13 protein-coding genes and 5 pseudogenes are annotated in these 22,193 nt (G+C 61.5%); 9 read left to right on the top strand and 9 right to left on the bottom strand.

Annotation, left to right across the window (positions count from 1 at the left end; all coding sequences use genetic code 11):
- Window positions 1-177 precede the first annotated feature (177 nt).
- A pseudogene (locus tag ACFFWD_RS29835) lies at window positions 178-721 on the bottom strand (transposase); the annotation flags it as partial.
- 57 nt (window positions 722-778) lie between these two features.
- On the opposite strand from ACFFWD_RS29835, the pseudogene ACFFWD_RS29830 reads away from it, so the two are divergent.
- Window positions 779-1,986: pseudogene (locus ACFFWD_RS29830) on the top strand (IS91 family transposase).
- 541 nt (window positions 1,987-2,527) lie between these two features.
- On the opposite strand, the gene ACFFWD_RS29825 reads toward ACFFWD_RS29830, so the two are convergent.
- The 4 genes from ACFFWD_RS29825 to ACFFWD_RS29810 all read right to left on the bottom strand — a co-directional run bounded on the left by ACFFWD_RS29825 (window position 2,528) and on the right by ACFFWD_RS29810 (window position 6,871).
- Complete coding sequence (locus ACFFWD_RS29825; protein ID WP_376971440.1) at window positions 2,528-3,619, bottom strand: ABC transporter ATP-binding protein; 1,092 nt, start codon at window positions 3,617-3,619, stop codon at window positions 2,528-2,530.
- A 76-nt stretch (window positions 3,620-3,695) separates the two neighbouring features.
- Window positions 3,696-4,547, bottom strand: a complete 852-nt coding sequence (locus tag ACFFWD_RS29820) for a carbohydrate ABC transporter permease (protein WP_376971438.1) — start codon at window positions 4,545-4,547, stop codon at window positions 3,696-3,698.
- Between the two features lie 3 nt (window positions 4,548-4,550).
- Entirely contained in the window at window positions 4,551-5,486 is a 936-nt protein-coding gene (locus tag ACFFWD_RS29815) for a carbohydrate ABC transporter permease (RefSeq protein ID WP_376971436.1), read from the bottom strand.
- Between the two features lie 68 nt (window positions 5,487-5,554).
- Window positions 5,555-6,871: an ABC transporter substrate-binding protein gene (locus ACFFWD_RS29810; RefSeq protein ID WP_376971434.1), complete on the bottom strand. Its 1,317-nt coding sequence runs from the start codon at window positions 6,869-6,871 to the stop codon at window positions 5,555-5,557.
- A 517-nt stretch (window positions 6,872-7,388) separates the two neighbouring features.
- On the opposite strand from ACFFWD_RS29810, the pseudogene ACFFWD_RS29805 reads away from it, so the two are divergent.
- Window positions 7,389-7,804, top strand: a pseudogene (locus tag ACFFWD_RS29805) (ABC transporter substrate-binding protein); the annotation flags it as partial.
- A gap of 388 nt (window positions 7,805-8,192) precedes the next feature.
- Here ACFFWD_RS29805 and ACFFWD_RS29800 read toward each other — a convergent pair.
- Window positions 8,193-9,637 (bottom strand): annotated as a pseudogene (locus tag ACFFWD_RS29800) (IS1182 family transposase).
- A gap of 1,042 nt (window positions 9,638-10,679) precedes the next feature.
- Between ACFFWD_RS29800 and ACFFWD_RS29795 the strand changes: the two are divergent.
- From ACFFWD_RS29795 to ACFFWD_RS29785, 3 genes are all read left to right on the top strand, one after another.
- Complete coding sequence (locus tag ACFFWD_RS29795; protein WP_376971432.1) at window positions 10,680-10,886, top strand: hypothetical protein; 207 nt, start codon at window positions 10,680-10,682, stop codon at window positions 10,884-10,886.
- Between the two features lie 132 nt (window positions 10,887-11,018).
- Window positions 11,019-11,378 carry a GYD domain-containing protein gene (locus ACFFWD_RS29790; protein ID WP_376971430.1) on the top strand — a complete coding sequence of 120 codons (360 nt, stop codon included), beginning with the start codon at window positions 11,019-11,021 and terminating at the stop codon, window positions 11,376-11,378.
- A 67-nt stretch (window positions 11,379-11,445) separates the two neighbouring features.
- Window positions 11,446-12,036 carry a malonic semialdehyde reductase gene (locus ACFFWD_RS29785; protein ID WP_376971428.1) on the top strand — a complete coding sequence of 197 codons (591 nt, stop codon included), beginning with the start codon at window positions 11,446-11,448 and terminating at the stop codon, window positions 12,034-12,036.
- A gap of 366 nt (window positions 12,037-12,402) precedes the next feature.
- Here ACFFWD_RS29785 and ACFFWD_RS29780 read toward each other — a convergent pair whose 3' ends face one another.
- Window positions 12,403-12,603, bottom strand: coding sequence for a hypothetical protein (locus ACFFWD_RS29780; RefSeq protein WP_376971426.1), 201 nt, complete (start codon window positions 12,601-12,603; stop codon window positions 12,403-12,405).
- A 305-nt stretch (window positions 12,604-12,908) separates the two neighbouring features.
- Between ACFFWD_RS29780 and ACFFWD_RS29775 the strand changes: the two genes are divergently transcribed.
- Window positions 12,909-14,450 carry an MFS transporter gene (locus ACFFWD_RS29775; RefSeq protein ID WP_376971424.1) on the top strand — a complete coding sequence of 514 codons (1,542 nt, stop codon included), beginning with the start codon at window positions 12,909-12,911 and terminating at the stop codon, window positions 14,448-14,450.
- A 790-nt stretch (window positions 14,451-15,240) separates the two neighbouring features.
- Here ACFFWD_RS29775 and ACFFWD_RS29770 read toward each other — a convergent pair.
- Together ACFFWD_RS29770 and ACFFWD_RS29765 are read right to left on the bottom strand one after the other, a co-directional pair.
- Complete coding sequence (locus ACFFWD_RS29770; RefSeq protein WP_376971422.1) at window positions 15,241-15,465, bottom strand: hypothetical protein; 225 nt, start codon at window positions 15,463-15,465, stop codon at window positions 15,241-15,243.
- A 660-nt stretch (window positions 15,466-16,125) separates the two neighbouring features.
- Window positions 16,126-17,019: a VOC family protein gene (locus ACFFWD_RS29765; RefSeq protein ID WP_376971420.1), complete on the bottom strand. Its 894-nt coding sequence runs from the start codon at window positions 17,017-17,019 to the stop codon at window positions 16,126-16,128.
- 1,159 nt (window positions 17,020-18,178) lie between these two features.
- On the opposite strand from ACFFWD_RS29765, the pseudogene ACFFWD_RS29760 reads away from it, so the two are divergent.
- The 3 genes and pseudogenes from ACFFWD_RS29760 to ACFFWD_RS29750 all read left to right on the top strand — a co-directional run.
- Window positions 18,179-18,304, top strand: a pseudogene (locus ACFFWD_RS29760) (zinc-ribbon domain-containing protein); the annotation flags it as partial.
- An 18-nt stretch (window positions 18,305-18,322) separates the two neighbouring features.
- Window positions 18,323-21,514, top strand: a complete 3,192-nt coding sequence (locus ACFFWD_RS29755; RefSeq protein WP_376971442.1) for an AAA family ATPase — start codon at window positions 18,323-18,325, stop codon at window positions 21,512-21,514.
- A 297-nt stretch (window positions 21,515-21,811) separates the two neighbouring features.
- Entirely contained in the window at window positions 21,812-22,027 is a 216-nt protein-coding gene (locus ACFFWD_RS29750) for a hypothetical protein (protein WP_376971418.1), read from the top strand.
- Window positions 22,028-22,193: the final 166 nt, after the last annotated feature.

The raw sequence follows: 22,193 nt of genomic DNA, 5'->3' as shown, positions 1-22,193 counted from the left end.
TGAGAAACCGTGCGCTGTATGCTTGACTGGGGACATCAGAATGGGATGGTCCGGCCGTGCGCCAGCCCCCGCCTGGTTTGGGGCACCGAAAAGGAGCACGCCATGTGTCAGATCGTGTCCCTGGGCGTCGTGTAACTGGCGGTGGGACACCGCGTTCGCCGGCATGGGCCGGATCGGTCAGCTGGCGATTGCCGGAAAGCTGACGGCGGCATCATCGCTCAACGGTGCGATGGTTTCCAGCGTCATGTAGTGGCCGCGCTGGACGGCCCATTCATCGTTCTGTTAGCAGGATCGCGCCGACGAGGCGGACGATGGCGTCCTCGTTGGGGAAGATGCCGACCACCTCGGTGCGTCGCTTGATCTCGCCGTTGACGCGTTCGAGCGGGTTAGTGGAGTGCAGCTTGGTGCGATGCTGGGGCGGGATCGTCATGTAGGCGAGCACATCGGTCTCGGCCTCGTCCAGGAAGGCGGCTAGCTTGGGCAGCTTGGGGCGGAGCTGGTCGGCGACGCGGCGCCACTGGGCCTTGGCGGCCTCGGCATCGTCCTGGGCAAAGGCGGTGGCGATGAAGGCGGAGACGACGCGCCGTCCGCTCTTGCCGGCATGGGCCAGCGCGTTGCGCATTAAGTGCACGCGGCAACGCTGCCAGCTGGCGTTGAGCACCTCGCTGACGGTGGCCTTGATGCCCTCATGGGCATCGGAGACCACCAGCTTGACGCCGCGCCGCAGGCGTTCGAGGCGAGACGGCGAGGAGCCGCCGGCGCCGTAGCACCGCCGGCCATGGCTCGACCAGCTCTGGAGGTCGCGGACATCCTCCGCGATCACGGCCCTGCTTGGCGAGAGGCCAACCGCTCCCATGTGAGCCTTGAGCAACTGAAGGTGATGAATGCGATCGAGCGCTGTCGTACGGCGGCGCTCGGCGGGCACGTCGCGCGCTGCGAGAATGCGGCGGCCATACGGAGATCGCGTACAACTCCTGCCGCAACCGGCATTGCCCGAAGTGTCAGGGTGCGGCGTCACGCCGATGGCTGGCCGACCGCGAAGCAGAGCTGTTGCCGGTACCGTATTTTCATCTCGTCTACACGCTGCCGAGCGAGCTGCGCGACATCGCCTACCAGAACAAGCGCGTCGTCTACAACCTGCTGATGAAGGCGGCGGCCGAGACGACGCTCGCTATCGCAGCCGATCCCAAGCGTCTCGGTGCGCGCATCGGCGTCACCGCCGTGCTGCACACCTGGGGCTCGGCGCTCACCCATCATCCGCACGTGCATATGATCGTGCCGGGTGGAGGGCTCTCGCTCGACGGGGCACGATGGGTCGCCTCACGCTCCAACTTCCTCGTCCATATCAATGTGCTGGCGCGCCTGTTCCGGGGCAAGATGCTGGCGATGCTCATGGATGCGCACGACGCCGGCGAGCTGAAGTTCTTCAACACGCATGCCGGGCTTGCCGACAAGACAACGTTCAAGCGCTTCATCGCCCCGCTGCAGCGCATCAATTGGGTGGTCTATTGCAAGGCGCCGTTCGCGGCGCCCGAGCAGGTGCTGCGCTATCTCTCCCGTTACACCCATCGTGTTGCCATCTCGAACCGCCGCCTTGTTGCGGCCGACAGCGAGGCGATTGCGTTCCGCTGGAAGGACTATCGCGTCAAGGGCCCCGACCGCTGGAAGACGATGCGACTTCGCCCGCACGAGTTCATCAGGCGCTTTCTGCTGCACGTGCTGCCCAAGGGCTTCCACCGCATCCGCCACTACGGGCTCTTTGCCAACGCCAACCGCGCCAAGAGCATCACGGCGGTCCGCGCACTCCTCGATGTCGCCCCGCCTGCCGCCGAACCCAAACAGCAGCCGGATGTTGCGCCGGATACCCCACGTGTACTGCCGTGCCCATGCCCTCGCTGTGGCGCTCGCATGATCGTCATCGAGGTGTTCGCGCGCGGCTGCCAGCCGAGCTGGCGGCCGACACCGAGCAGGATCGACACATCATGAGCCAGACCTCCCGTAAGCGTTGCGGCTTTCCCGGTCCAATGCGCTGGCTCCACGCCGGCGGCAATCTCGCTCAACACAATGGCATCCATCAGTGCGCAGATCGCGCCTTGATGCGCTCCGAACACCCGCCGAAATGCCTGCTGCACTCTGCAGACCTCCCGTCCGTGCAGACACGGACGTCGAACTCTGTCATCGTCATGTCTATCATCGAGCCCGACGCCGGCATTAAATCCCCATAGCGCTCGCTGCTTAGCCGGTGCCCAACTTCCCGCGACTTCGTGCCTTGGCGCTTTTTGGACGCCGGTCAGTTCAGCGTGCAGAGCCTCTTTGTCGCCGGCGTCCAAAAACCTGCACAAGAGCGGACTCCGGTACCGCAGCAAATGGCATCATCAATCACCTCGTCAGCACGCGCCAAGAAGGGCTCGGGAATGGTTAGGCCAACTGCCTTCGCACTCTCCGGGCGTCATCGAAGCTGGTGACAGGGAGATCACCGGCTCTGAGCGATTTCCCCCTCACCAGTGGAATTGGCCAACTGCCGGCGTTAGATGGCCGCCTCGGTCTGCGCGTCGAAAACGTGAAGCCTGGAAGGCCGCATGGCAACGCGCAGCTTATCGCCCACCCTCACCCTCGCGGTCGGCTCGACGCTCGCCACCATGATGCTCTCGCCGACCTTCATATCGAGCAGGATTTCCGAGCCGAGTTGCTCGACCACCTCAATCACAGCATCGAAGCATGGGTGGCCGAGATCAACGCTACCCGCCACGGTGAGGTCCTCCGGCCGCACGCCGAGCATGACCTCGCGCCCGATATGGCCGCGCAGCCGCTGCGCGGTCTCGTCCGGTAGCTTGATGCGCAGGCCGGAGTTCTCGGCGATCAGCGATCCGTTCGCCTCGGTCACCGTAACGGCGGCGAAATTCATGGCCGGGGAGCCAATGAAGCCGGCGACGAACTTGTTGGCGGGCTGATTGTACAGCTCGAGCGGCTCCCCCACCTGCTGCACCACGCCGTCTTTCATGACGACGACCCGGTCACCCAGCGTCATGGCTTCGACCTGATCGTGGGTAACGTAAATGGCTGTAGTGCCGAGACGCAGATGCAACTTCTTCAGCTCAACGCGCATCTGCACCCGCAGCTTGGCATCGAGGTTCGACAGCGGCTCGTCGAACAGGAACACGCGGGGGTGGCGCACGATCGCACGGCCTAACGCCACGCGCTGGCGCTGGCCGCCGGAGAGCTGGCGTGGCCTGCGCTTTAGCAATTCGCCGATGCCGAGGATGTCAGCCGCCTCCAGCACGCGCTTGTCAATCTCGGGCTTTTCGAATTTGCGCATCTTCAGGCCGAACGCCATGTTGTCGTACACGCTCATGTGCGGGTACAGCGCGTAGTTCTGGAACACCATGGCGATGTCGCGGTCCATGGGCGCCAATTCATTGACCACGTTGCCGTCGATGAAAATTTCGCCGGAACTGATCGCTTCAAGCCCGGCGATCATCCTGAGCGTCGTCGTCTTGCCACAGCCGGAGGGTCCGACGAACACCACGAACTCCTTGTCGCGGATCTGCAGATTGACGTCTTTGACAGCGTGCACGCTGTCAAAGAACTTGTTGATCCCCTTGAGGACGACCTGGCCCATTCGCTTCCACCTGACTCCCAACGGCCTATGCGCAGTCTGCATTCGTGCCTTCGAATCCCCTTGATCCGTCGTGCTGTCAGCCCTTCACCGATCCGGTCAATCCTGCGACGTAGTACTCGACGAAAAACGAATAGGCGATAGCAACCGGTATCGATCCAAGCAGGGCCCCAGCCATCAGCGGTCCCCAGTAGAATACGTCGCCACGGATCAGCTCCGATGTGACGCCGACCGGCACAGTCTTCTGCTCAGGCGAGGACAGGAAGACAAGCGCATAGATGAACTCGTTCCACGACAGCGTGAAAGCGAAGATGCCGGCCGAGAGGATGCCCGGGATCGCCACCGGGATGACGATGTAGAGCATAGCCTGCCAGCGCGAGGCGCCGTCAATGCGCGCGCATTCCTCGAGCTCCTTGGGCACCGCCTTGAAGTAGCCCATCATGAGCCAGGTGCAGAACGGAATAAGAAAGGTCGGATAGGTCAGAATCAGTGACCAAGGCGTGTCACCCAGCCGATAGTTGCGTATGATCTCTGCCAGCGGAATGAACAGCAGCGTTTGCGGTACCAGATAGGTAATGAAGATGCCGGTGCCCAGGCTGCCGGCAAATGGAAAGCTCAGCCGCGACAGAGCATAGCCGGCGAACACGCCGCACACGAGCGAGATAGCGGTTGAGGCGAGCGCGATGAACGTCGTGTTCCACAGCCACGATGCGAACAGCGTCTCCTCGAACAGGTACCTGACATGGTCCCAGGTCGGTTTCCAAGTCCAGAACGGATTGTAGTTGATCGAATTCCAGGGCCGGTAAAGCTCGCCGTCCGGCCGCACCGAAGTGATCACCATCCAGTAGAACGGGAACAGCAGGAAAAGCAGGAACAGCGCCATGGGGGCGTAGAAGAACACCCACTTTCGCCACCTTGCGCCTTCGATCATGGCTCAGCGGACCTCCACGCGGCGGATGTAGAGAAGTTGGATGATGACGACCAGAAACAGGACCGGAAACATTGCGAGCGAGATGGCGGCGCCCTCGCTCAAGAGGCCGGTGCCGATACCGATCTGATAGGCGTAGGTGGCGAACAGGTGCGTTGCGTTGGCTGGTCCGCCGCCCGTCATCACATAGACGATCTGGAAGTCGGCGAACGTCTGAATCACTGAGAACAGCACCACGACCATGGTCACGGGCAGCAGCAGCGGCCAGGTGATGTGCCAGAACCGCTGCCACGGCTTGGCGCCGTCGATGGCGGCGGCCTCGTTGAGTTCGGGACTGATGGTCTGCAACCCGGCGAGCAGGCTGATGGCGAAGAACGGCACCCCGCGCCAGATGTTGACGATGATAATCGAGATCATGGCGAGGTCCGGATCGCCCAGCCAATTGATTCGACCGGTGATCAAGCCGAAATGGTAGAGGAGCCAATTGAGAACGCTGAACGTCGGGTCGAACATCCACTTCCAGGCGAAAGTCGAGAGCACGGTCGGGATAATGAAAGGCAGCAGGATGAAAGCACGGGTAAAAGCCTTGCCGCGGAAATTACGGTTGAGCAGCATGGCCAGCCACAGCCCGAGCGCCAGCTTGAAGACGGTGGTCACGCCCGTATAGAGGAAGGTGTTGTAAACGGAGGTGCGAAAAATCCCGTCATTGAAGATCTTGTAGAAGTTAGCGAGGCCGACGAAGTCGCCGGGCATACCGACGCGCGAGCTGGTGACCGACAGCAATATCCCTCGAATGAAGGGATAGGCAATGAACATGCCGAGCAGCACGATGGTCGGCACCAGCAGCACGAACGCCAGCCAGCGCTCGTCCTCAAGCAACCGCTGTCGCCGCGGAGGGGGCGCCTCGCGGAGCGTGGTGGCGGAAACCGCGCTTATCGCCATGTTCGATCCTCGTCGGCCTGAAGATTCCCTTGCTCCCCACGAAAAATGGGGAGAGGGACGGCTTAACCTCAGACGTAGACCTTCTTGAGCTCAGCCTCTGCCCACTTCACGGCATCCTCGGCGGGCATGCCTTGGACGGCCTTTGCGTACATATCAATGATGATGTACTTGGTTACGACCTCGGCTGCCTTGCGCGTAGAGGGCCCTTGGTAGCCAGCGAAGCGCCCTGTGCGCGCCGCTTGCTTGTAGGGCAGCATGATCGGGTCGTCGCCCCACAGCTTGTGCTTTTCCCAATCCGTGGTCGGGCCGACCGAGAAGCCCTTCTGGGAGACGAACCACTTGTCGTAGACGTCCTTGGAGTGAATCCAGCCAAGGAATTTATTCGCCGCATCCTGGTTCTTCGAATAACCCATCAGGAGGTTCGAGAACGGGACGTGATAGCTGAACTGCCCGCCGGGGCCCTTGGGCAGCGCGGCGTGCAGGATGTCGTCCTTCAGTTGCCCGCCTGCCTCCGTCTTGTAGGTACCCGGCTTGCGCAGAGCCTCGATGTAGATCGAGGCGCCATTGAGCGTGGCGCTGCACGTCCCGGACAGAAAAGCGCGGTTGTTGTTGGAATCGTCCCAGGCGAGGCCGCCTTCATCGTGGGCGTCCTTCCAGAAGGCCACCATGAACTTCACCGACTCGACCGTTGCCGGGCTATTCAGCACAACCGTCTTGCCGTCTGCTTCGACCTCTTTGCCGCCCCAGGACCACAGGTAGGGGTAAGCGAAGGCGGGCGCATCGCCGAAGGTGTGACCCAGCGTTTGGCCGATGGGCCGTCCCTTTGCCTTCAGCTTCTTGCCGGCCTCGCGATACTCTTCCCACGTCTGGGGGAATTTTCCATCCGTGTAGCCGATCTCGGCAAACCAGGACTTTCGGTATGCGATCTGCAGGCCGACGATGCACCACGGCACTGCGATCCATTTCTTGCCATCATTGGCGACCGCGCGGGATGTTTCGTAGAAGCCGCCCTGGCTCTTGCCAAGTGCCTCAGCGAGGTCGCTGACGTCCGTGACGCTCTCGCCGTAAAGTTGCCCCCAATTGTTGAGGACGCAGACGACGTCGGGGCCTGACCCGGACTGGATCGCCGAGGTGACTCGGGCCTGGATATCGTTGGCGTTGATGGTCTCGATATTGAGCTTTATGCCGAGCGCCTTCTCGCCCTCCTTGGCGATTTCGTTGCGCAGAAGCTGATCTGATGCCGGAACGAAGTCGGTCCAGCGCAGCCAATGCACCGTGGTGGCTTGGGCATAGGCGGGCGCCCTGCCGGTCGCCAGGATGCCGGCCATGCCGCCCACAAGCGCGGCACTGCCCTTAAGGACGTTACGTCGGGTTACTGTCGTCATGCACCCCTCCCTCGGTGTGTCTGAAATGATGCCCTTCGGCCAGTCTTACGCCGGCTTGGAGTCCCTTTCAGTCTATCGCGCCTCCGTGGTTCACCGCATGCGCATGCTGTGGCCTGCGCAATACGTTGGCTCGATGATCGTTTGCTGGTGTTCCACTTGCAGCGCCGTAGTGGCGAGTTCGCCGCGAAACACAGGGTGAATTCTTCGCAGAGCAGCGGCGCGATTACATCGTTGCCAATCGTAACGGCGATACGACCGGCGGCCTGGATCGTGTCGGCGCTGCAGCCAACGTATGAACTCTACCGTCATAACGGTCCCTCCCGCGCAGCGACGGTATTGCCGTGGCCAAGCGGGTTTTCCCCGTCTTACATGAAGTTCAGTACCGGAAGCTGGCGCGACGTCATTGTCGCCCGTCGCAGCAGGAAATCAAGTGCCAGCTTTGACGCGGCGCCCATAGCTCTCTTTGCGGGTTCGCGGCCAATTGACGAGTCTCCTTTGGGACAATCGCGCCAGGACGCCGGTGGGTCCGAAGGGCCGCTTCGCGCCCTTCATTCCTTTTCTTCTGGGGGATCTGGTCGTTCACCAAGAGCCAGCCGGCGGCGAAGAGCCTGCTGCCGCACCTGTCGCAGCCGAAGGCAATCGAAAAGATGGTGGCCGCGAGCGGAGGCCACGACCTTCCGGCCTTCGACAACCTGACGACGCTCAAGACCTGGGCCGACGAAGGACCGCCGAAGGGCACGCTCTACCACTATCCCGAATCCCTACAAGCACAGATCCTGTCGATCGCCGCGCAGCCGGCACCGCCCAAGATCGCAGTGCAGATCTATTCCCAGGGCCTCATGACCCAGATGACCGTCCGCCACAGCAGGGCGAGCCGCTGGAGAAGACGCTCGCCTGGCTGAGGGCGAGGTTGAAGGCTACTTGCGCACGTGAAGTCGCAACACTAGAGGCTTAAGACCAGCGGCACCCTATTGCGGGTGTACTACCTGCGCCGAAAAATGACGGGGCGACAGGCGCGCATCCCTAGATTGGGTCACGTCGTTGTCCAGCGAGCAGACGTTTGTCGGCCTCGCTTGCAGATCCCTTCGGTGCAGATAGTGCTTCAATCGAATCGGGCGGTTATCGATGGCCACGGTCGAGGGTCCTGCCGACGCATGCCATGTCTCATATGGGTCTTGGTTGTGTGCAAACAGATAGGTCGGACGCGGCCCGTGGTTGCCAATCGTTGCAGGCCGCTGATTTTCTCGCGTCGGACCTCCAATAGCCCGCCAAAGTGGTTATAGCGACGCGCCATGGCGCTTTTGGACGCACTTTCCGGCGTTCAGGTGGCTCGGATGGCGGCAATCAGGGTTGGTTTGCCGACGATGTTCATCGCGCGTGTGAGGTTATAGGCAAGGACATGCAATGCCATCTCAGCGGCGACGTTCCGTAGGCGCTTCATCAGGAAGTGGGTTGCACCCATACGGGCCTTGATCGTGCCGAAGGGATGCTCGACCGTCTCACGTCGCGTCCGCATGGCGTCGGGATTGGAATCGAGCCGTCTCTGGACCTCCTCAACCACATGCTCATGCTCCCAGCGCGTGATGCGGCGCTCCTTGGACGGCGTACATTGGCTCTTGATCGCGCAGGCTTGGCATGCCGCCGTCGACCAGTAACGGCGCAACGTCATCCCATGCTCGATGTTGGTGTAATGATAGGGCAGCAGCTTCCGGTCGGGCAGCGGTAGACATCCTCATCAGGCAGATAGGCGAAGTCCTGTTTGCCGAACCGGCCCTCCGCCTTGGCGTTCGACGTCATGGGCTTGGGCAAGGTGACTGCAACGCCAGCCTTTTCGCAGGCTAATATCTCCACTCCGTCGAAGTAGCCACGATCGGCGACCGCCTCGAGTTTGTCCACTTCGAGCACCTCTTTGGCTTGCTTCGACATTCGAGCAAGCTGCCCACGGTCGTTGCCGACGTTTATGACGTCGTGCGTAACAATCAGATGATGTTCGGTGTCGACGGCGACCTGGACATTGTAGCCGACGACGCCCGATCCGCGTCCGCTGGTGGCCATCGAACGGGCATCCGGATCGGGGAGCGATATCTGTTGATCCGGCGTGCTGCGCATCTGCGCGTCAAGCACTTCCAGGCGGCTCATCTCCTGCTTCAACCGAGCGATCTTTTCCTTGATCCTCGTCGTCGTGATGTTGATCGCTTCCGATGGCTCCTGTCGATCGGCGCTATCGAGTTGACGCAGATATCGACCGACGCTTTCCTCGATCTGCGCCATCCGCCTCGCCATCTTGGCATGCGTGAAGTTGCGGTCGCGGTTGTTCACTGCCTTGAACTTGCTGCCGTCGATTGCGCCGCTTGCGGTCTGCAACAGGCCCATTTGCCGGCATAGCGCGACGAACTTCGCGCAAACCTTCCGGATCGCCGCGCCATTGTCCTTCCGGAAATCGGCGATCGTCTTGTGATCGGGAGCCAGGCGGCCGATCAGCCACATCACCTCGATATTGCGGCACGCCTCACGCTCCAGGCACCGACTAGACTGCACCCGATTGAGATAACCGTAGATGTAAAGCTTCAGGAGGACTGCCGGATGATAGGAGGGCCGGCCCGTCTCCTGGGCGATCACCCGCTCGAACCCCATTCCACGCAGGTCGAGCGCCTCGACGAACACATCGATCACATGGACCGCGTTGTCCTCGCTTACCCAATCCTGCAGACATTCCGGCAAGAGCGTCAGCTGGGATCTGTCCGCGCCTTCAACAAAGCGTCCCATCCGTATCCCCCATCAGGAAACGGGGGAATCGTAGCTGACTCGTGACTTTTCACACAGCCAGGGTCATGATGCGAAGAACTCATTGTGAGCACAACACGTCCGGTCTTGCCCCTATCGCCGACATGCAGGAGGACTAGGATTCGGTCGCGAAGGGCCAATGCACAAAGTCGCTGCGCTCCAGCCCGCTGCGCGGGAGCAAGAGCCGAGGGGCCCGTAACCGGTCGAGGGAGGACAGCGATAACGCAGTGGAGAAACTCGTCACTTGAATCGAAGAGTCGTCAACCTCCCTTGGGATCGAGCCTCCTGTGAGAGACACAACCGCTGTCGTTGCGCTACAATGGGCGCCTGAGCAAGGACTGACGTGCGTCGGATGGCATTTTCCGGCGAATTGAGAAGAGATGTCCTCCCGCACGGGTGCCCCCGATAAGCGAAGGTCAGCTCGGCCTTCGTGCCACGACGCTAAAGTTGTGGCCAGGCCGCCAACCGATCGTACAAGAATTTCGTCGCCTGACTTCGGATCAAACCGGCCGGCCAAATTCCGTATCACGCTGCATCACCTCTGCCTGACCTCCCGCGACTTCGTGCCTTGGCGCTTTTTGGACGCCGGTCAGTTGAGCGTGCGGAGCCTCTTTGTTGCCGGCGTCCAAAAACCATCACACAAGCGGTCATTCGATCACCTCGTCGGCGATGGCGAGGAGTGCCCGCGGCAGTTCAATCCCGAGCGCCTTGGCCGTCTTCAGATTGACGACGAACTCGAATTGGTGCCGATGCGCGGCAACATGGTGTCGCCGCCGTCTGGACCCAAGAGATCGCGGCCGTGTTCAAGAAACGCGATGTCATTTATCTTGCGGACAACGACAAACCCGGGCGCGACAAAGCTGCCAGGGCGGGACATTAGGAAGCGAGAACGCGCCGAAGACTAATAAAGCTTGTCTCGGCGGGCGCCCTTGCGATTTGGAACCATTGGGGCCGCCAAGAGTCGAATGTCTGTTCCGGCAAACCTCGCCTCCTCGACCAGCCCAGTCGGAACGAAAGAGGAGAAATGACTTACACCCACGAATCGAAGAGGCCCACCTCAGCTCAGCGCGAGGCTCAAAAGGCCTTCAGGGAAGCGGACGCCAAGGTCGCGATGTCCGAGTACGAACGTGCTCAAAAGGCGTTTCATGCAAACCGCGAGCGATTGAAGGCGGAGCGATTGGCTCGCGAGGCGGCGGCAATCGGCGAAGTAGCGCATAAGCGAAAATCTTAAAATCGGGATTTCCGATGCTGGTGTATGCGCGCTCAACGGCGAAACCGCGATCGAGGCCGGAGCGCGCCTTCACGGGAGTCGCGCCAGGCGCTATAGTATCTCGACGCGGCAAACTCTGAAAGGAGACCCTCCATGGCTCTTTATGCCTTGCAGACGGCTTACGCCCCTGTCGGGTGGGCAGCCCTGCTCAAAGATCCTCAGAATCGCATGGAGGCCGTCAAACCCGTTGTTCAACGGCTCGGCGGCAGTGTCGTCGACGGCTGGCTGACGTTCGGCAATTACGACGTGCTGGTGATCTGCCAGCTGCCGGACAATGTGAGCGCCACGGCGCTGTCCATGGCGATCTCAGCTGGTGGGGCGGTCAAGAGCGTCAAGACCACGCCGCTCGTGACCTTCGACGAAGGGCTCGAGGCTCTCAAGAAGGCCAAGGACGCAGGATACACGCCGCCGCCTAGCGAAGTCCCGTACTTTGGCGTGTATCGCGGCGCGTGACGCCTCGACGAGTAGTGAGCCGCAACTTGAATCAACAGGATAGCTTTTAAGAGCGAGGAGGCATCTTATGGTGACGCCGCTCGATGATTCTGCGCTTGATACGATCTTTCGTAAGGCGCGTACCCAAAACAAGTGGTTCGATAAGCCGGTTTCGCGTGAGCAACTCGCTGCCTTGTACGATCTGATGCGCTGGGGTCCGACCAGCGCGAACTGCTTCCCCGTGCGCATCGTGTTCGTGACGACGTCGGCGGCGAAGGAGCGACTAAAGCCCCTGGTCCTCGAGGGGAACCGGCAGAAGGTGACAGACGCGCCGGTGACGGCGATCATCGGTTACGACACCAGGTTCTACGACTGGCTGCCGCGCCTGTTTCCGCACGTTGATGCCAGATCCTGGTTTGTCGACAAGCCCGGTTTTGCCGAAACAACAGCCTTCCGCAACAGCAGCCTGCAGGGCGCCTACTTTATCATGGCGGCGCGGGCCATCGGGCTCGATTGCGGACCGATGTCCGGGTTCGACAATGAGGCTGTCGATCGGGAATTCTTCCCCGGTGGCCAGATCAAATCGAACTTTATCTGTGCGATCGGCTATGGCGATCCGGCGGGCTTGTTTGAGCGTCTGCCGCGTCCGGACATCAACGAGGTGTGCTCGTTTGTGTAACTGATCCGCGTGTGCAGCGTGATTGCGGCCCATGCAGTGAGAACTGCTAGGCCTGCTTTTGGCACCCGCGCTGCAAGTTTGCGAATGGTGCGAGGGAGGAGAAAAGCTGCCCGGCCGGGGGCGTCTCCTTGCCACACACGCGCATCATCTTCGCGAGAGCATCATCGAATTGCTTCATCACGTCCTGCGCCACACGCATCAGGTCTTCAAGAGAAGACTTGGACTTGGCATCGACGGACTGTTGTATGTCCGATCATCGCTTTCCTCGCGGCCTCGCTCAGGAGTCTTCCCTTCGCTTTTTCTTACCCTTGACGCCGGTCACACGTCGCGAGGTCCATGGCGCAATCGTCTTCAGGCGCGGATCATTCAGTCATGCGCTTGTTCTGATTCCGCTCGGTTGCTTGAACGGTTCGTATTGCATTCATCGAAGTAGGAGGAAATTTCCTGCGCGACGCGCCGCTGCCACATTTCGGCTTGCAGCAGCCAGTGGGCTTCATTCGCGGCATCAAGGACCACACGCTGCCGACATTGGGACTCTTGTGTGCGATATTCCACGAGCTTCCGCATAGCGCCTCCTTGGAGGGTCCTGCTTAGGACCATTCTATGACGTGACCTTGACAGCTTTCAATGACCACCTCGTGTTGCTCCATCAACAGGTCGATTTCTTGTGGGTAGCCGAAAAAATACCGGTTAGTTCAGAGCAGTGTGTGCAGGTAACTGGCTGCGCCAAGAAACAATCAGGCGGAGGCAAACATGGCTCAACCCACCATCGCGGGGGTTAATTAAAGCTTTCACATCGTACTCTGTTCCACTCTGCTCCACCCGTTTTTTTGTCTCGCGGACGGCGCATCCATCGTGTGGGAGGAGACCTCATGCTCGGTGCGACCATGCCACCATGCGACGCAGGCGTCATCCGCGCGACGCCGACTTTTCCCGCCGGGCTGTCGCAGCAGCGCAAGCGGCTGACGCTGGCGGCGACAATTCTCGGGTCGAGCATGGCGTTCATCGACGGCTCGGTCGTGAACATCGCGCTGCCCGCAATCCAGCAGGCGCTGCGTGCCGATGCGGTGATGACCCAATGGATCGTCAACGCTTATCTGTTGCTGCTGGGCGCCCTGGTGCTGGTGGGGGGTGCGGCCGCCGATCTATATGGACGCCGACGGATTTTCCTTATCGGCATCGCACTGTTCACGATCTCCTCGATCGGATGCGGACTGGCACCCAACATCACCTTGCTCATTGTCTGCCGAGCGGTGCAGGGCATCGGAGCCGCGGTCCTTACACCAGCGAGCCTTGCGATGTTGGGAGCGACCTTCGACGAGCAAGAGCGCAGCAAGGCGATTGGCCTGTGGGCGGGCTTTGGCGCGCTGACATCCGCGGCTGGCCCGGTTCTCGGCGGCTGGCTGGTCGACCATGTATCATGGCGCGCGATCTTTTTGCTGAATGTCCCGCTGGCCGTCATCGCGACCGGTCTTGCGACCGCCTTTGCCTGCGAGAGCCGTGACCCGCAAGCCAGAGCACTCGACTGGAGGGGCGCCACTGCGATCGCCGTCAGCCTTTCTTCGATTACTTGGGGGTTCGGCGCGATTCCCAAGTTCGGATTTCGCGACGTTTATGTGTTGGGGGCGCTGGGCGGCGGAACCGCGCTCTTTTTCGTTTTCGTCGCGATCGAAGCGCGCGCCAGAGCCGGCGCAATGATGCCCCTGTCGTTGTACCGGTCGCGGGAGTTCAGCGGAACGAACGCACTGACGCTACTGCTCTACTTTGCGCTGAGCGGCGCGCTGTACTTTCTTCCATTCGGTCTGATCCGGCTGGGCGGCTATTCCGCAACGCAAGCGGGCGCCGCGCTGCTGCCGTTCGCCTTGATCATGGGGTCAAGCGCCTCGCTCGCGGGGGGCCTCGCCGATCGCTTCGGCCCACGGCTCTCGCTGACGATGGGGCCGATCATCGCTGCCTGTGGGCTTGCGCTGCTCGGCCTGGTCGATCTCGCGGGATCTTATTGGGCCGGTGCGTTTCCGGCGATTTGCATCCTTGCCCTCGGCATGACGGTGACCGTTCCGCCCTTGACATCGACAGTGATGACCTCCGCCGGAGACGCGCATGCGGGAGTTGCATCGGGCGTCAACAACGCGGTTGCCCGCGTCGCTGGCCTACTCGCGGTGGCCGCTCTCGGCGCGGTCTTGTCCGCTAGTTTTTCAAATCATTTATCCGGCATCCCTCCCGCGCAGGCGAACGACGCGCTGAATGCAGTGATGGCCGGACACGTCAGCAGCAGCAAGGACGGATTGGCCGCGTTCGATGGCGCGCTTCGAACCGTGATGTGGACAGCATCGATTTGTGCGGGGCTCGGTGGCTGCATCGGCTGGATCTCGATCAGGCGCACCGATGTCGCGCGAAGCTCCAGGCCCCTTTGAGCCCGAACCACGCGCAGCCGCGGTCACGGATTAAAGTGAGTACTTTAATTCAAGCCAGAGACAGTCACAGCCGCTTAAAAACGCAAACCAGCGCTTATGTTTGACGCGGCCTCCTAGTCGCCTCAGGACGACGCATCTCGGCCACGCCTGCTTCTCATCCGGGTGGAGGACATGCTGGAAAATTGTCGCTCTAGCCTCGAATGTCGCGTTGGACGGCAATTAGGTTCGCGTGTGTCAATCGGCTTGTAAGTTTGCAAGCCGATTGACAGTGCGGAAACGCTTGGTAGGGGGCTCGCTTTGGCGAAGCAGGTCAGCTCTTGCACCGGTAGCCGACCTATCAATGGCTGATAAGTCTCAACCAGCGCAGCCAGTCGAATTCATAAACCATCAGTCCTGGTGAGCATCCTCTTAAGCGTTCTCGTCCCAAAGCGTGCAATGGTGGCCATCGATCAGGGGCAAACCTCGACAGGGAGAGCGTCAGGGTCGGGCTGCAAAGCGGCCTGACCCGCCATCTTGAGGAAGCAATGTCGGCAACGGTAAAGCGGCAAAAGCCGAAGCAAAAGAAGTTCAGTCCGACTTCGTCACCGAGCTATGCACGACCGTTTCTGTCGCCGTGGGAAACCTAATCAACATGATCGCCATATTTGCCGTGTCAGCACCGTCCTGCTGGGCTTGCTCGTCGCCAAGCATTTTTTTGTTTAGACATCGGGTCCGCCAGCGCAACCGACCCGTCCAACTGAATCATAGCATCTCGCAGACGGGCTTGCAGTTTCCGGAATCGCCGTGCGATCTACGCCGCCAACTCCCGCTGACGCGCGTCGCGTTGCGCTTTGAACGCAGCGACAAATACCTCGAGGCCGACTGAGGTCAAGCCGTTCTCAGTGATGAGACCCAGCCGCATGAGGTTGACCGTCTCGATCAGGCTGTCGCCATGCGAGGACCCACCGCCGAACGGCTTGATGATAATTCGCTGCTCCCTGCGCGTTAGCTTATTCCAGAGCGTCAGGTCAGGCACCCCAATGCCTCGCGCGAATCGCGGCATGACATTGAGGAATTAGCCGATCGCTCAAAGGGGAAATCGTGGCAGAGCCCGCCGCGCTCTGAATAGAGTCTACATTTTCAACAGACCGCTTGGTCGCCACGTCGGCAAACGATCACCCATCTCGGTCGAGACTGATGGCCGCACTCATAGCCGACGATCGTAGCATGCGAAGCGACGGAAGCGAGATCGATCTTGCTCGCTAGCAGGAGCAGCCGATCACCCTCGCGGTTACGATGATCGTGCGCGATGCCGACTGCGCCAGAACATGCGGGAGGGATCGCGTATCTTACGGTTGAGATGACAGAGCAGAACTCGGCAAGTTCGCGAACTGCATCTCTGCAACCGCGGATCCTGCGTATGCACTGGCGATCAAGATCATAATCCGAATAGCGACGAACATGACGCCCCCTTGGTCTTTGGCCCAACATGGCAGAGATTCATTGCGAGCCGATGAGGAAAGCTGGTTGTCACGGTCTTTAAAGCATTGGTGAGCGAGCGGTTTACGCGCCACGTTGACGAAACGAGAACCGTCTTGATCGATCGTTCCGATAGCTAAACGCTCGGTTCAGCGCCACCCTCGTGACCCGACTGAGACATCGAGGTCCGGCAATACTTTCAGCGCCGATAACGGCGTTAGCGGCTCTTGCCGCGCATCGCATCCCACCACGGACAGGTGCCGGCCATGCGTTCGTAGTTGCCTTCCATCACCTGAACAGGGGCGCGGCGCGTCTCAGCACGTGGGGTGGGCGCGCCGATGTCCTCGAACAGGCCCTTGTGGCCCCAGAAGCTGCCGAGGTTGGTCATCTCCACGGGCGGCGTTGCGTCGTCGACCTCCCTGCCGCCCCAGCCGCACTCCACGTAAATATCCGACGGGGTGCGCATGTAATACGACGTCATGAGGTCGTTGGGGTGGCGGCCGAGTGTGGCGACGATTTGCTCCGGGGTCCTCTGCAGCAGATCATAGCCCTGGCCAACATCGTCGAGCTGATAGTACTCGACGAGCAGGTGATGCATGCTGCGCACTGGCGCGGCCACGAGAGCCACGCTGTGGTGGCGTGCGTTGACATGCATGAAGTAGGCCTTCAGCGGGGCAACCATGAAGTCGCTGATGCGAAACCCGAGCAGGTCCTTGTAGAAGGCCAGGGCGGCATCGATGTCGGGGAACGTCAGCAGGGTGTGGCCCATGCCTTGTGGGCCGGTACGGAAGCCGGAGACGTCGCGGCCAGGCTTAAAGACCGTGTCAGCGACCTGGGCGCCGTGGAAGGCTTCCAAACGATTGCCGGCGGGATCAGCAAAGGAGATCAGGTCCGTCACGCAGCGCTGGTCGGCCAGCGCTGCGGGTTCGCGCGTCACGGCGACGCCGGCGGCTTCGAGGCGGGCAGCGAGCGAGTCGAGAGCCGCGGCACTGGCGACTTCCCAGCCGAAGACCTGAGCGCCCGGCTCAATGGCCCGGTCGATGAACAGGCGCTGTTTGCGGTCGTCCATACGGAAGGCACGCATCGAGCGGGCGCGGTCCACGGCCTGCATGCCAACCTTTGACGTGGCGAATCGAGGTTCGATGCGCCGACACCGAGATAACCGAAGGCCTGGATTTCCATGGTCTATCCTCCCCGGTTGTTTCCTTGACAAGGGTAAGAGGCGGCCATCGCCATTGCAATCGGAGTATTGGGGCGTTCACTCGTCAACCGACAGCTAAATACCGCTGTGGTCGCGACAGCCGGAATAGCGGACATCACAAATTCACGCCGCCAAGTCGGCTGATGCCCATCGCGACATATTGCGCCGCCGCGCGATCTCGGTCGCTAACGGGGTGAAGCGGAAGTCGAGGGGCGGCGGTCTATCGCAGAGGCCGACGCTTTTGCCGAGTAGGCCCAGGGAATTTCACCCTGAGCCTCTCACAGATCCGGACTTGATACGCTCGCATCATCCGGCTCGTGCCATCGATTGAAGGCTGCCGCCTTCCGTTGAGCTTCGGGCTCCTCCCGTTGCCAGTTGGCCCGATTCATCGTCGATGACCCGCCCCCTTCGCTCCACGACCATTACAGCCGCTTCGTCGCTACTACGGAGCAGTCCGCCCCCTGGCGCATCGGTACTTTCGGCCTTGCTGTTGGGGCCGCTTGGACCTTTTCCCTTGGCATCGCCGGCAAGGTTCTCACGTTCCTTACAAGAGCCTGGTTGAGCTTCGCGCCATCTACATGCCGGATGTCGCTCGGTCAGTATCAGGACATCCACCGAACTAATCCCGAAGGGAGGGTCAACCCTCGGTTTTGACATCACCTAATCCGCTTTCGACACTTCATCGACGGTTCGCTTGCGCTCGCCTCTCTCAACCGTACCTGCCGGGATCATCGTCCCGACGTTTCCGCAACGCTCACCACCGTGGCTTTTGACCAAAGCGGCCCGCGGTGGCTTGGGATCAGCGACCTGATCGCCGAACCCGAAGGACCTACCTTCATCTCCTATAAAGTTGCGCGGAGCCGTTTGGACCGGCCACGCTTCGTGACACAAGACCCACAGCGGATGTCCAACCGTCAACGGCAAATGGACGGCATGGCGCAGGGCCGGGTCATCGGCGCATTGCGAAGTAACCAAGACGCGCGCTGACGGTCGCGCCCCATTTGGCGAAGCTCGCCGCCATCGGCATATTGGTCTAGACTGCTGTGGTGTTCCGAGCGGGAGGGCGAGCATGGAGTGCCCGAGCTGCGGAAGCGCCAATCAGGATGGCAGGCAATTCTGCGGCGACTGTGGATCGCCGCTGCCGCAGTGTTGTCGCGCCTGCGGCCGCGAGAATCCGAGTGGCAATAGTTACTGCGGCAACTGTGGCGCTCCTTTGACCGGTGCTGCTCTTTCGGAAAGGCCATCAGCCGTCGGCACGCCTGCCAAGCCGGCGTCTCCAGGTGCCGAGCGCCGGCAACTCACGGTCATGTTCTGCGACCTCGTTGGCTCAACCGGGCTCGCGTCACGGCTCGATCTGGAAGACCTGCGCGAGGTGATCGGCGGCTACCACAAAGACGTTGAGAAGGTGGTGGGCCGCCTCGATGGCTTCGTCGCCAAGTATATGGGCGACGGGGTATTGGCCTACTTCGGCTACCCGCAGGCACATGAGGACGACGCCGAGCGGGCGGTTCGCGCGGGTCTGGAAATTGCGACGACCGCGCGGCGGGTGCCGGTTGCGCCGGGCGGAAGACTGCGGGTGCGGGTCGGCATTGCCACAGGCCTCGTCGTTGTGGGCGATCTTGTCGGTGCCGGCGAAGCGTACGAGCGCGGTGTCGTGGGTGAGACGCCGAACCTCGCGGCACGCCTGCAAACCCTGGCGGAACCAGGCAGCGTCGTAATCGCCGCGAGCACGCACAAACTGACAGGTGAGATCTTCGAGTACGAGGAACTCGGCGAGGTGGAGCTAAAGGGCTTTGTCGCGCCAGTGGCCGCGTGGCGCGTGCGAGGCGAAGGCGCGGTCGAAAGCCGGTTCGAGGCTTTGCATCCAGCCGCCGCCCTCGCCCCGCTCGTCGGACGCGAGGAAGAGATTCAGCTGCTGCTCCGGCGCTGGACACAGGCGAAGGAGGGTGAAGGGCGGGTCGTGTTGCTCACGGGCGAGCCGGGTATTGGAAAGTCGCGCCTGAGCGTTGCGCTCGAAGAGCGGCTGCTCGATGAGCCGCACGTCCGATTGCGCTACTTCTGCTCGCCATACCACCAGGACAGCGCTCTCCACCCGACAATCGTGCAACTCGAACGAGCCGCCGGGTTTGAGCGGGACGACACGCCCGAGATCAAGCTCCATAAGCTGGAGGCGCTGCTCACACAGACTTCGTCGCCAAACGCGGACGTGATCCTCCTTGCCGAATTGCTAAACATTCCCAGCGGCGATCTGTACGCCCCACGCCAACTCAATCCGCAGCGAAAGAAGCAGGAGACATTCGAGGCGGTGCTCCGGCAACTCGTAGCCTTGGCCCAGCAACAGCCGGTCTTGATGATCTTCGAGGATATGCACTGGATCGACCCCAGCTCGCGTGAGCTGTTGGATCGCGTAATAGACCGCGCGGCGGGCCTACCGATGCTGCTTTTGATTACCTTCCGGCCTGAGTTTCAGCCGCCATGGGGCGCACGATCGCATGTGACGGTGCTCGCTCTCAGCCGGCTGGACCGGCGCCAGGGCGCGATGCTCGTGCAGCGGGTCGCAGGCAACAAGGCTCTGCCGGTCGATACGGTTGAACAGATCGTCACGCGCACCGATGGCGTGCCGCTCTTTGTCGAAGAGTTGACAAAAGCTGTGTTGGAGGCCCGCGCGGGCGGAGACAACGCCGAAGGCGCGCTCGCCGGGGCATCCAGATCTGCGCTCGCCCTCCCCGCGACGCTGCACGCGTCGCTCCTGGCGCGGCTCGATCGGCTCGGGCCGGCCGCCAAACAGGTGGCGCAGACCGGAGCGGCCATCGGCCGCGAGTTTTCTTACGAGCTGATTGGTGCCGTCGCCGGCCGAAACGAGCGGGAGCTGCAGAACGAACTGGCGCGGCTCGTCACTTCTGAACTGGTGTTCCAACGCGGAGCGCCGCCGGAGTCCGTTTACACCTTCAAGCACGCTCTGGTGCAGGATGCTGCCTACAGCACGCTTCTGCGCAGCGATCGGCAGCAGCTGCATGCGCGCATCGCTGAAGTCCTGGAGCGGCGCTTTCCCGAGCGGGTCGCGCGTGAGCCTGAACTCCTGGCGCATCATTTGACTGAAGCTCGCCAGATCGAGCGTGCGATTGGCTATTGGCTAAAAGCCGGCGAGCGCGCCGCCGAACGCTCGGCCAATCTCGAAGCCATCCGCCATCTGACCCGGGGGTTGGAGGCATTGAAGACGCTTCCGGAAAGCCCCGAACGGGATCGGCGAGAACTGTCATTTCAAATCGCGGTCGGCACACCCCTGATCGCCGTGCACGGCTATTCCGCAGCGCAAACGGGCGCCGCCTACAGCCGGGCACGCATTCTCTGCGAGCGTCTCGGCGAGGCGGAGCCTCTCGTCGCGACGCTGAGCGGCGAGTTCGTCTATTACTTCGTGCGCGGCGACTATCGCATGATGCGGCGACTGACCGATGAGGCTCGGCAGGTATCCGAACGCCTGCCGAACCCGGTGATTCGCCTTGCCAGCCACCGCTTGGCCGGGATCACGGCCATGCACTTCGGGGCGTTTCCCGAGGCACGGTCCGACTTCGAGGCTATCCTGCAGCTATATGACGCGCGCCAGCACCGATCGCAGCCGGTGCACTACGTTCATGACCCGAAGGTCTCGGCCCTCACCTATCTTGCGCTGGTCCTCTGGATCCTTGGGTTACCCGAAGAGGCGCGTCGTTCGAGTAACGAAGCGTTCCGCTGCGCGGCTGAGTTGGATCAGGCGAACCTCACAGCGCACGTCCATAACTTCGCCGGCGCCGGCCTGGACGAACTGCTCGGCGACATCCCGGGCGTCCGAGCTCATGCAGAAGCGATCGTTGGGCTGGCGGATCGGCACAATCTCGGTTACTGGCGCGTGAACGGCCTGTTTCTTCGCGGCTGGGCGATGGTGCAGGAGGGTGCCACAGAGGCCGGCATCGCGCTCATGCGCCAGAATGCCGCTAATCGCGCAGCGCAGGGCGTCGGTTGGTATCAAGCCCGCTATCTCTGCATGCTCGCTGCGGCCTATGCGCGAGTTGGGCAAGCCGAACCAGGGCTGCGCGTCATCGCCGAGGCCAAGGCCCTCGTCGCGGCCAATGACGAACACATGTGGGAGGGTGAACTCGACCGCATCGAGGGGCAGCTCAAGCAGGTGCAAGGTGCATCAGCCAGTGAGGTCGAAACCTGCTTTGCGCGGGCCATAGCGATTACCCGCACGCAAGGCGCCAAGGCGCTCGAACTCCGCGCCACCCGCGACTTGGCGCGCCTCTGGCATGGTCAGGGGCGGCACCGTGATGCCTCCGCGCTACTCGCGCCCGCCTTCGGCTGGTTCAAGGAGGGCTTCGAAACCGCCGATCTAAGAGCCACAAAGGCGCTGCTCGACGAGCTGACCTGAGGAGTTGATTGGATTTTCGCCAAGCGAAGTGCCGCGACGTCCGCTTTATCGCCGCTATCGGGGGAAAAGCGGAAGTGACACGGACATCGTCAAACCGACGCGATTGACCCAGGTTGTGTAAAAACGCGGACGCCTATGGTTGGGCCGGTCGCGCTGCTTGCCGGCGACCGCCTCCTCCAGGCCTATGAAGTGGGGCTCGACTGCGACACCGGCACTGCTCAGACGTGAGGAGCGCGATACGCTTGAAGCCGTGCTGTGAGGCATTAGCTAAAGGGAATCAAGCAAAGGACCCACACAATGAGCGAATGGCGGGACATCAGCACCGCACCTAGAGACGGGGTGTTCGTTCTGCTGCACAATGACAACTGGGCGAGCGATGTCGAAGGATTTTGGCACAAGAGCAGTCAGTCCTGGTCTGCCAACACGCGCATCCCGGGCATCGAAAACCGCGTAATCAGTGCGGAGCCACCGACGCACTGGAAACCACTGACGGTCGAAGAAGAGAAATACTGAAACCGCGGCCCTTAGGGCATCAAGCCGGGCATATCGATTCGACAACGTCCGATAGGGTCTCCCCGCAGAACGGACTCTACTCAAAACCGGGGGTGTTTTAGGGGAATAGATCACAATATATGCTGAATTGGCTCCTTACGCTGGAGGAAGCGGTCATGCTCCAGAC

Source organism: Bradyrhizobium erythrophlei, from assembly GCF_042430365.1.
GTDB lineage: Bacteria > Pseudomonadota > Alphaproteobacteria > Rhizobiales > Xanthobacteraceae > Bradyrhizobium > Bradyrhizobium erythrophlei.
This window is presented reverse-complemented; position numbering and strand designations above follow the sequence as displayed.

What these genes read in the sequence shown, in the direction of transcription:
- ACFFWD_RS29825 (WP_376971440.1), bottom strand. Translation starts at nt 3,619, where the DNA reads ATGGGCCAGGTCGTCCTCAAGGGGATCAACAAGTTCTTTGACAGCGTG.
- ACFFWD_RS29820 (WP_376971438.1), bottom strand. Translation starts at nt 4,547, where the DNA reads ATGATCGAAGGCGCAAGGTGGCGAAAGTGGGTGTTCTTCTACGCCCCC.
- ACFFWD_RS29815 (WP_376971436.1), bottom strand. Translation starts at nt 5,486, where the DNA reads ATGGCGATAAGCGCGGTTTCCGCCACCACGCTCCGCGAGGCGCCCCCT.
- ACFFWD_RS29810 (WP_376971434.1), bottom strand. Translation starts at nt 6,871, where the DNA reads ATGACGACAGTAACCCGACGTAACGTCCTTAAGGGCAGTGCCGCGCTT.
- ACFFWD_RS29795 (WP_376971432.1), top strand. Translation starts at nt 10,680, where the DNA reads ATGACTTACACCCACGAATCGAAGAGGCCCACCTCAGCTCAGCGCGAG.
- ACFFWD_RS29790 (WP_376971430.1), top strand. Translation starts at nt 11,019, where the DNA reads ATGGCTCTTTATGCCTTGCAGACGGCTTACGCCCCTGTCGGGTGGGCA.
- ACFFWD_RS29785 (WP_376971428.1), top strand. Translation starts at nt 11,446, where the DNA reads ATGGTGACGCCGCTCGATGATTCTGCGCTTGATACGATCTTTCGTAAG.
- ACFFWD_RS29780 (WP_376971426.1), bottom strand. Translation starts at nt 12,603, where the DNA reads ATGCGGAAGCTCGTGGAATATCGCACACAAGAGTCCCAATGTCGGCAG.
- ACFFWD_RS29775 (WP_376971424.1), top strand. Translation starts at nt 12,909, where the DNA reads ATGCTCGGTGCGACCATGCCACCATGCGACGCAGGCGTCATCCGCGCG.
- ACFFWD_RS29765 (WP_376971420.1), bottom strand. Translation starts at nt 17,019, where the DNA reads ATGCAGGCCGTGGACCGCGCCCGCTCGATGCGTGCCTTCCGTATGGAC.
- ACFFWD_RS29750 (WP_376971418.1), top strand. Translation starts at nt 21,812, where the DNA reads ATGAGCGAATGGCGGGACATCAGCACCGCACCTAGAGACGGGGTGTTC.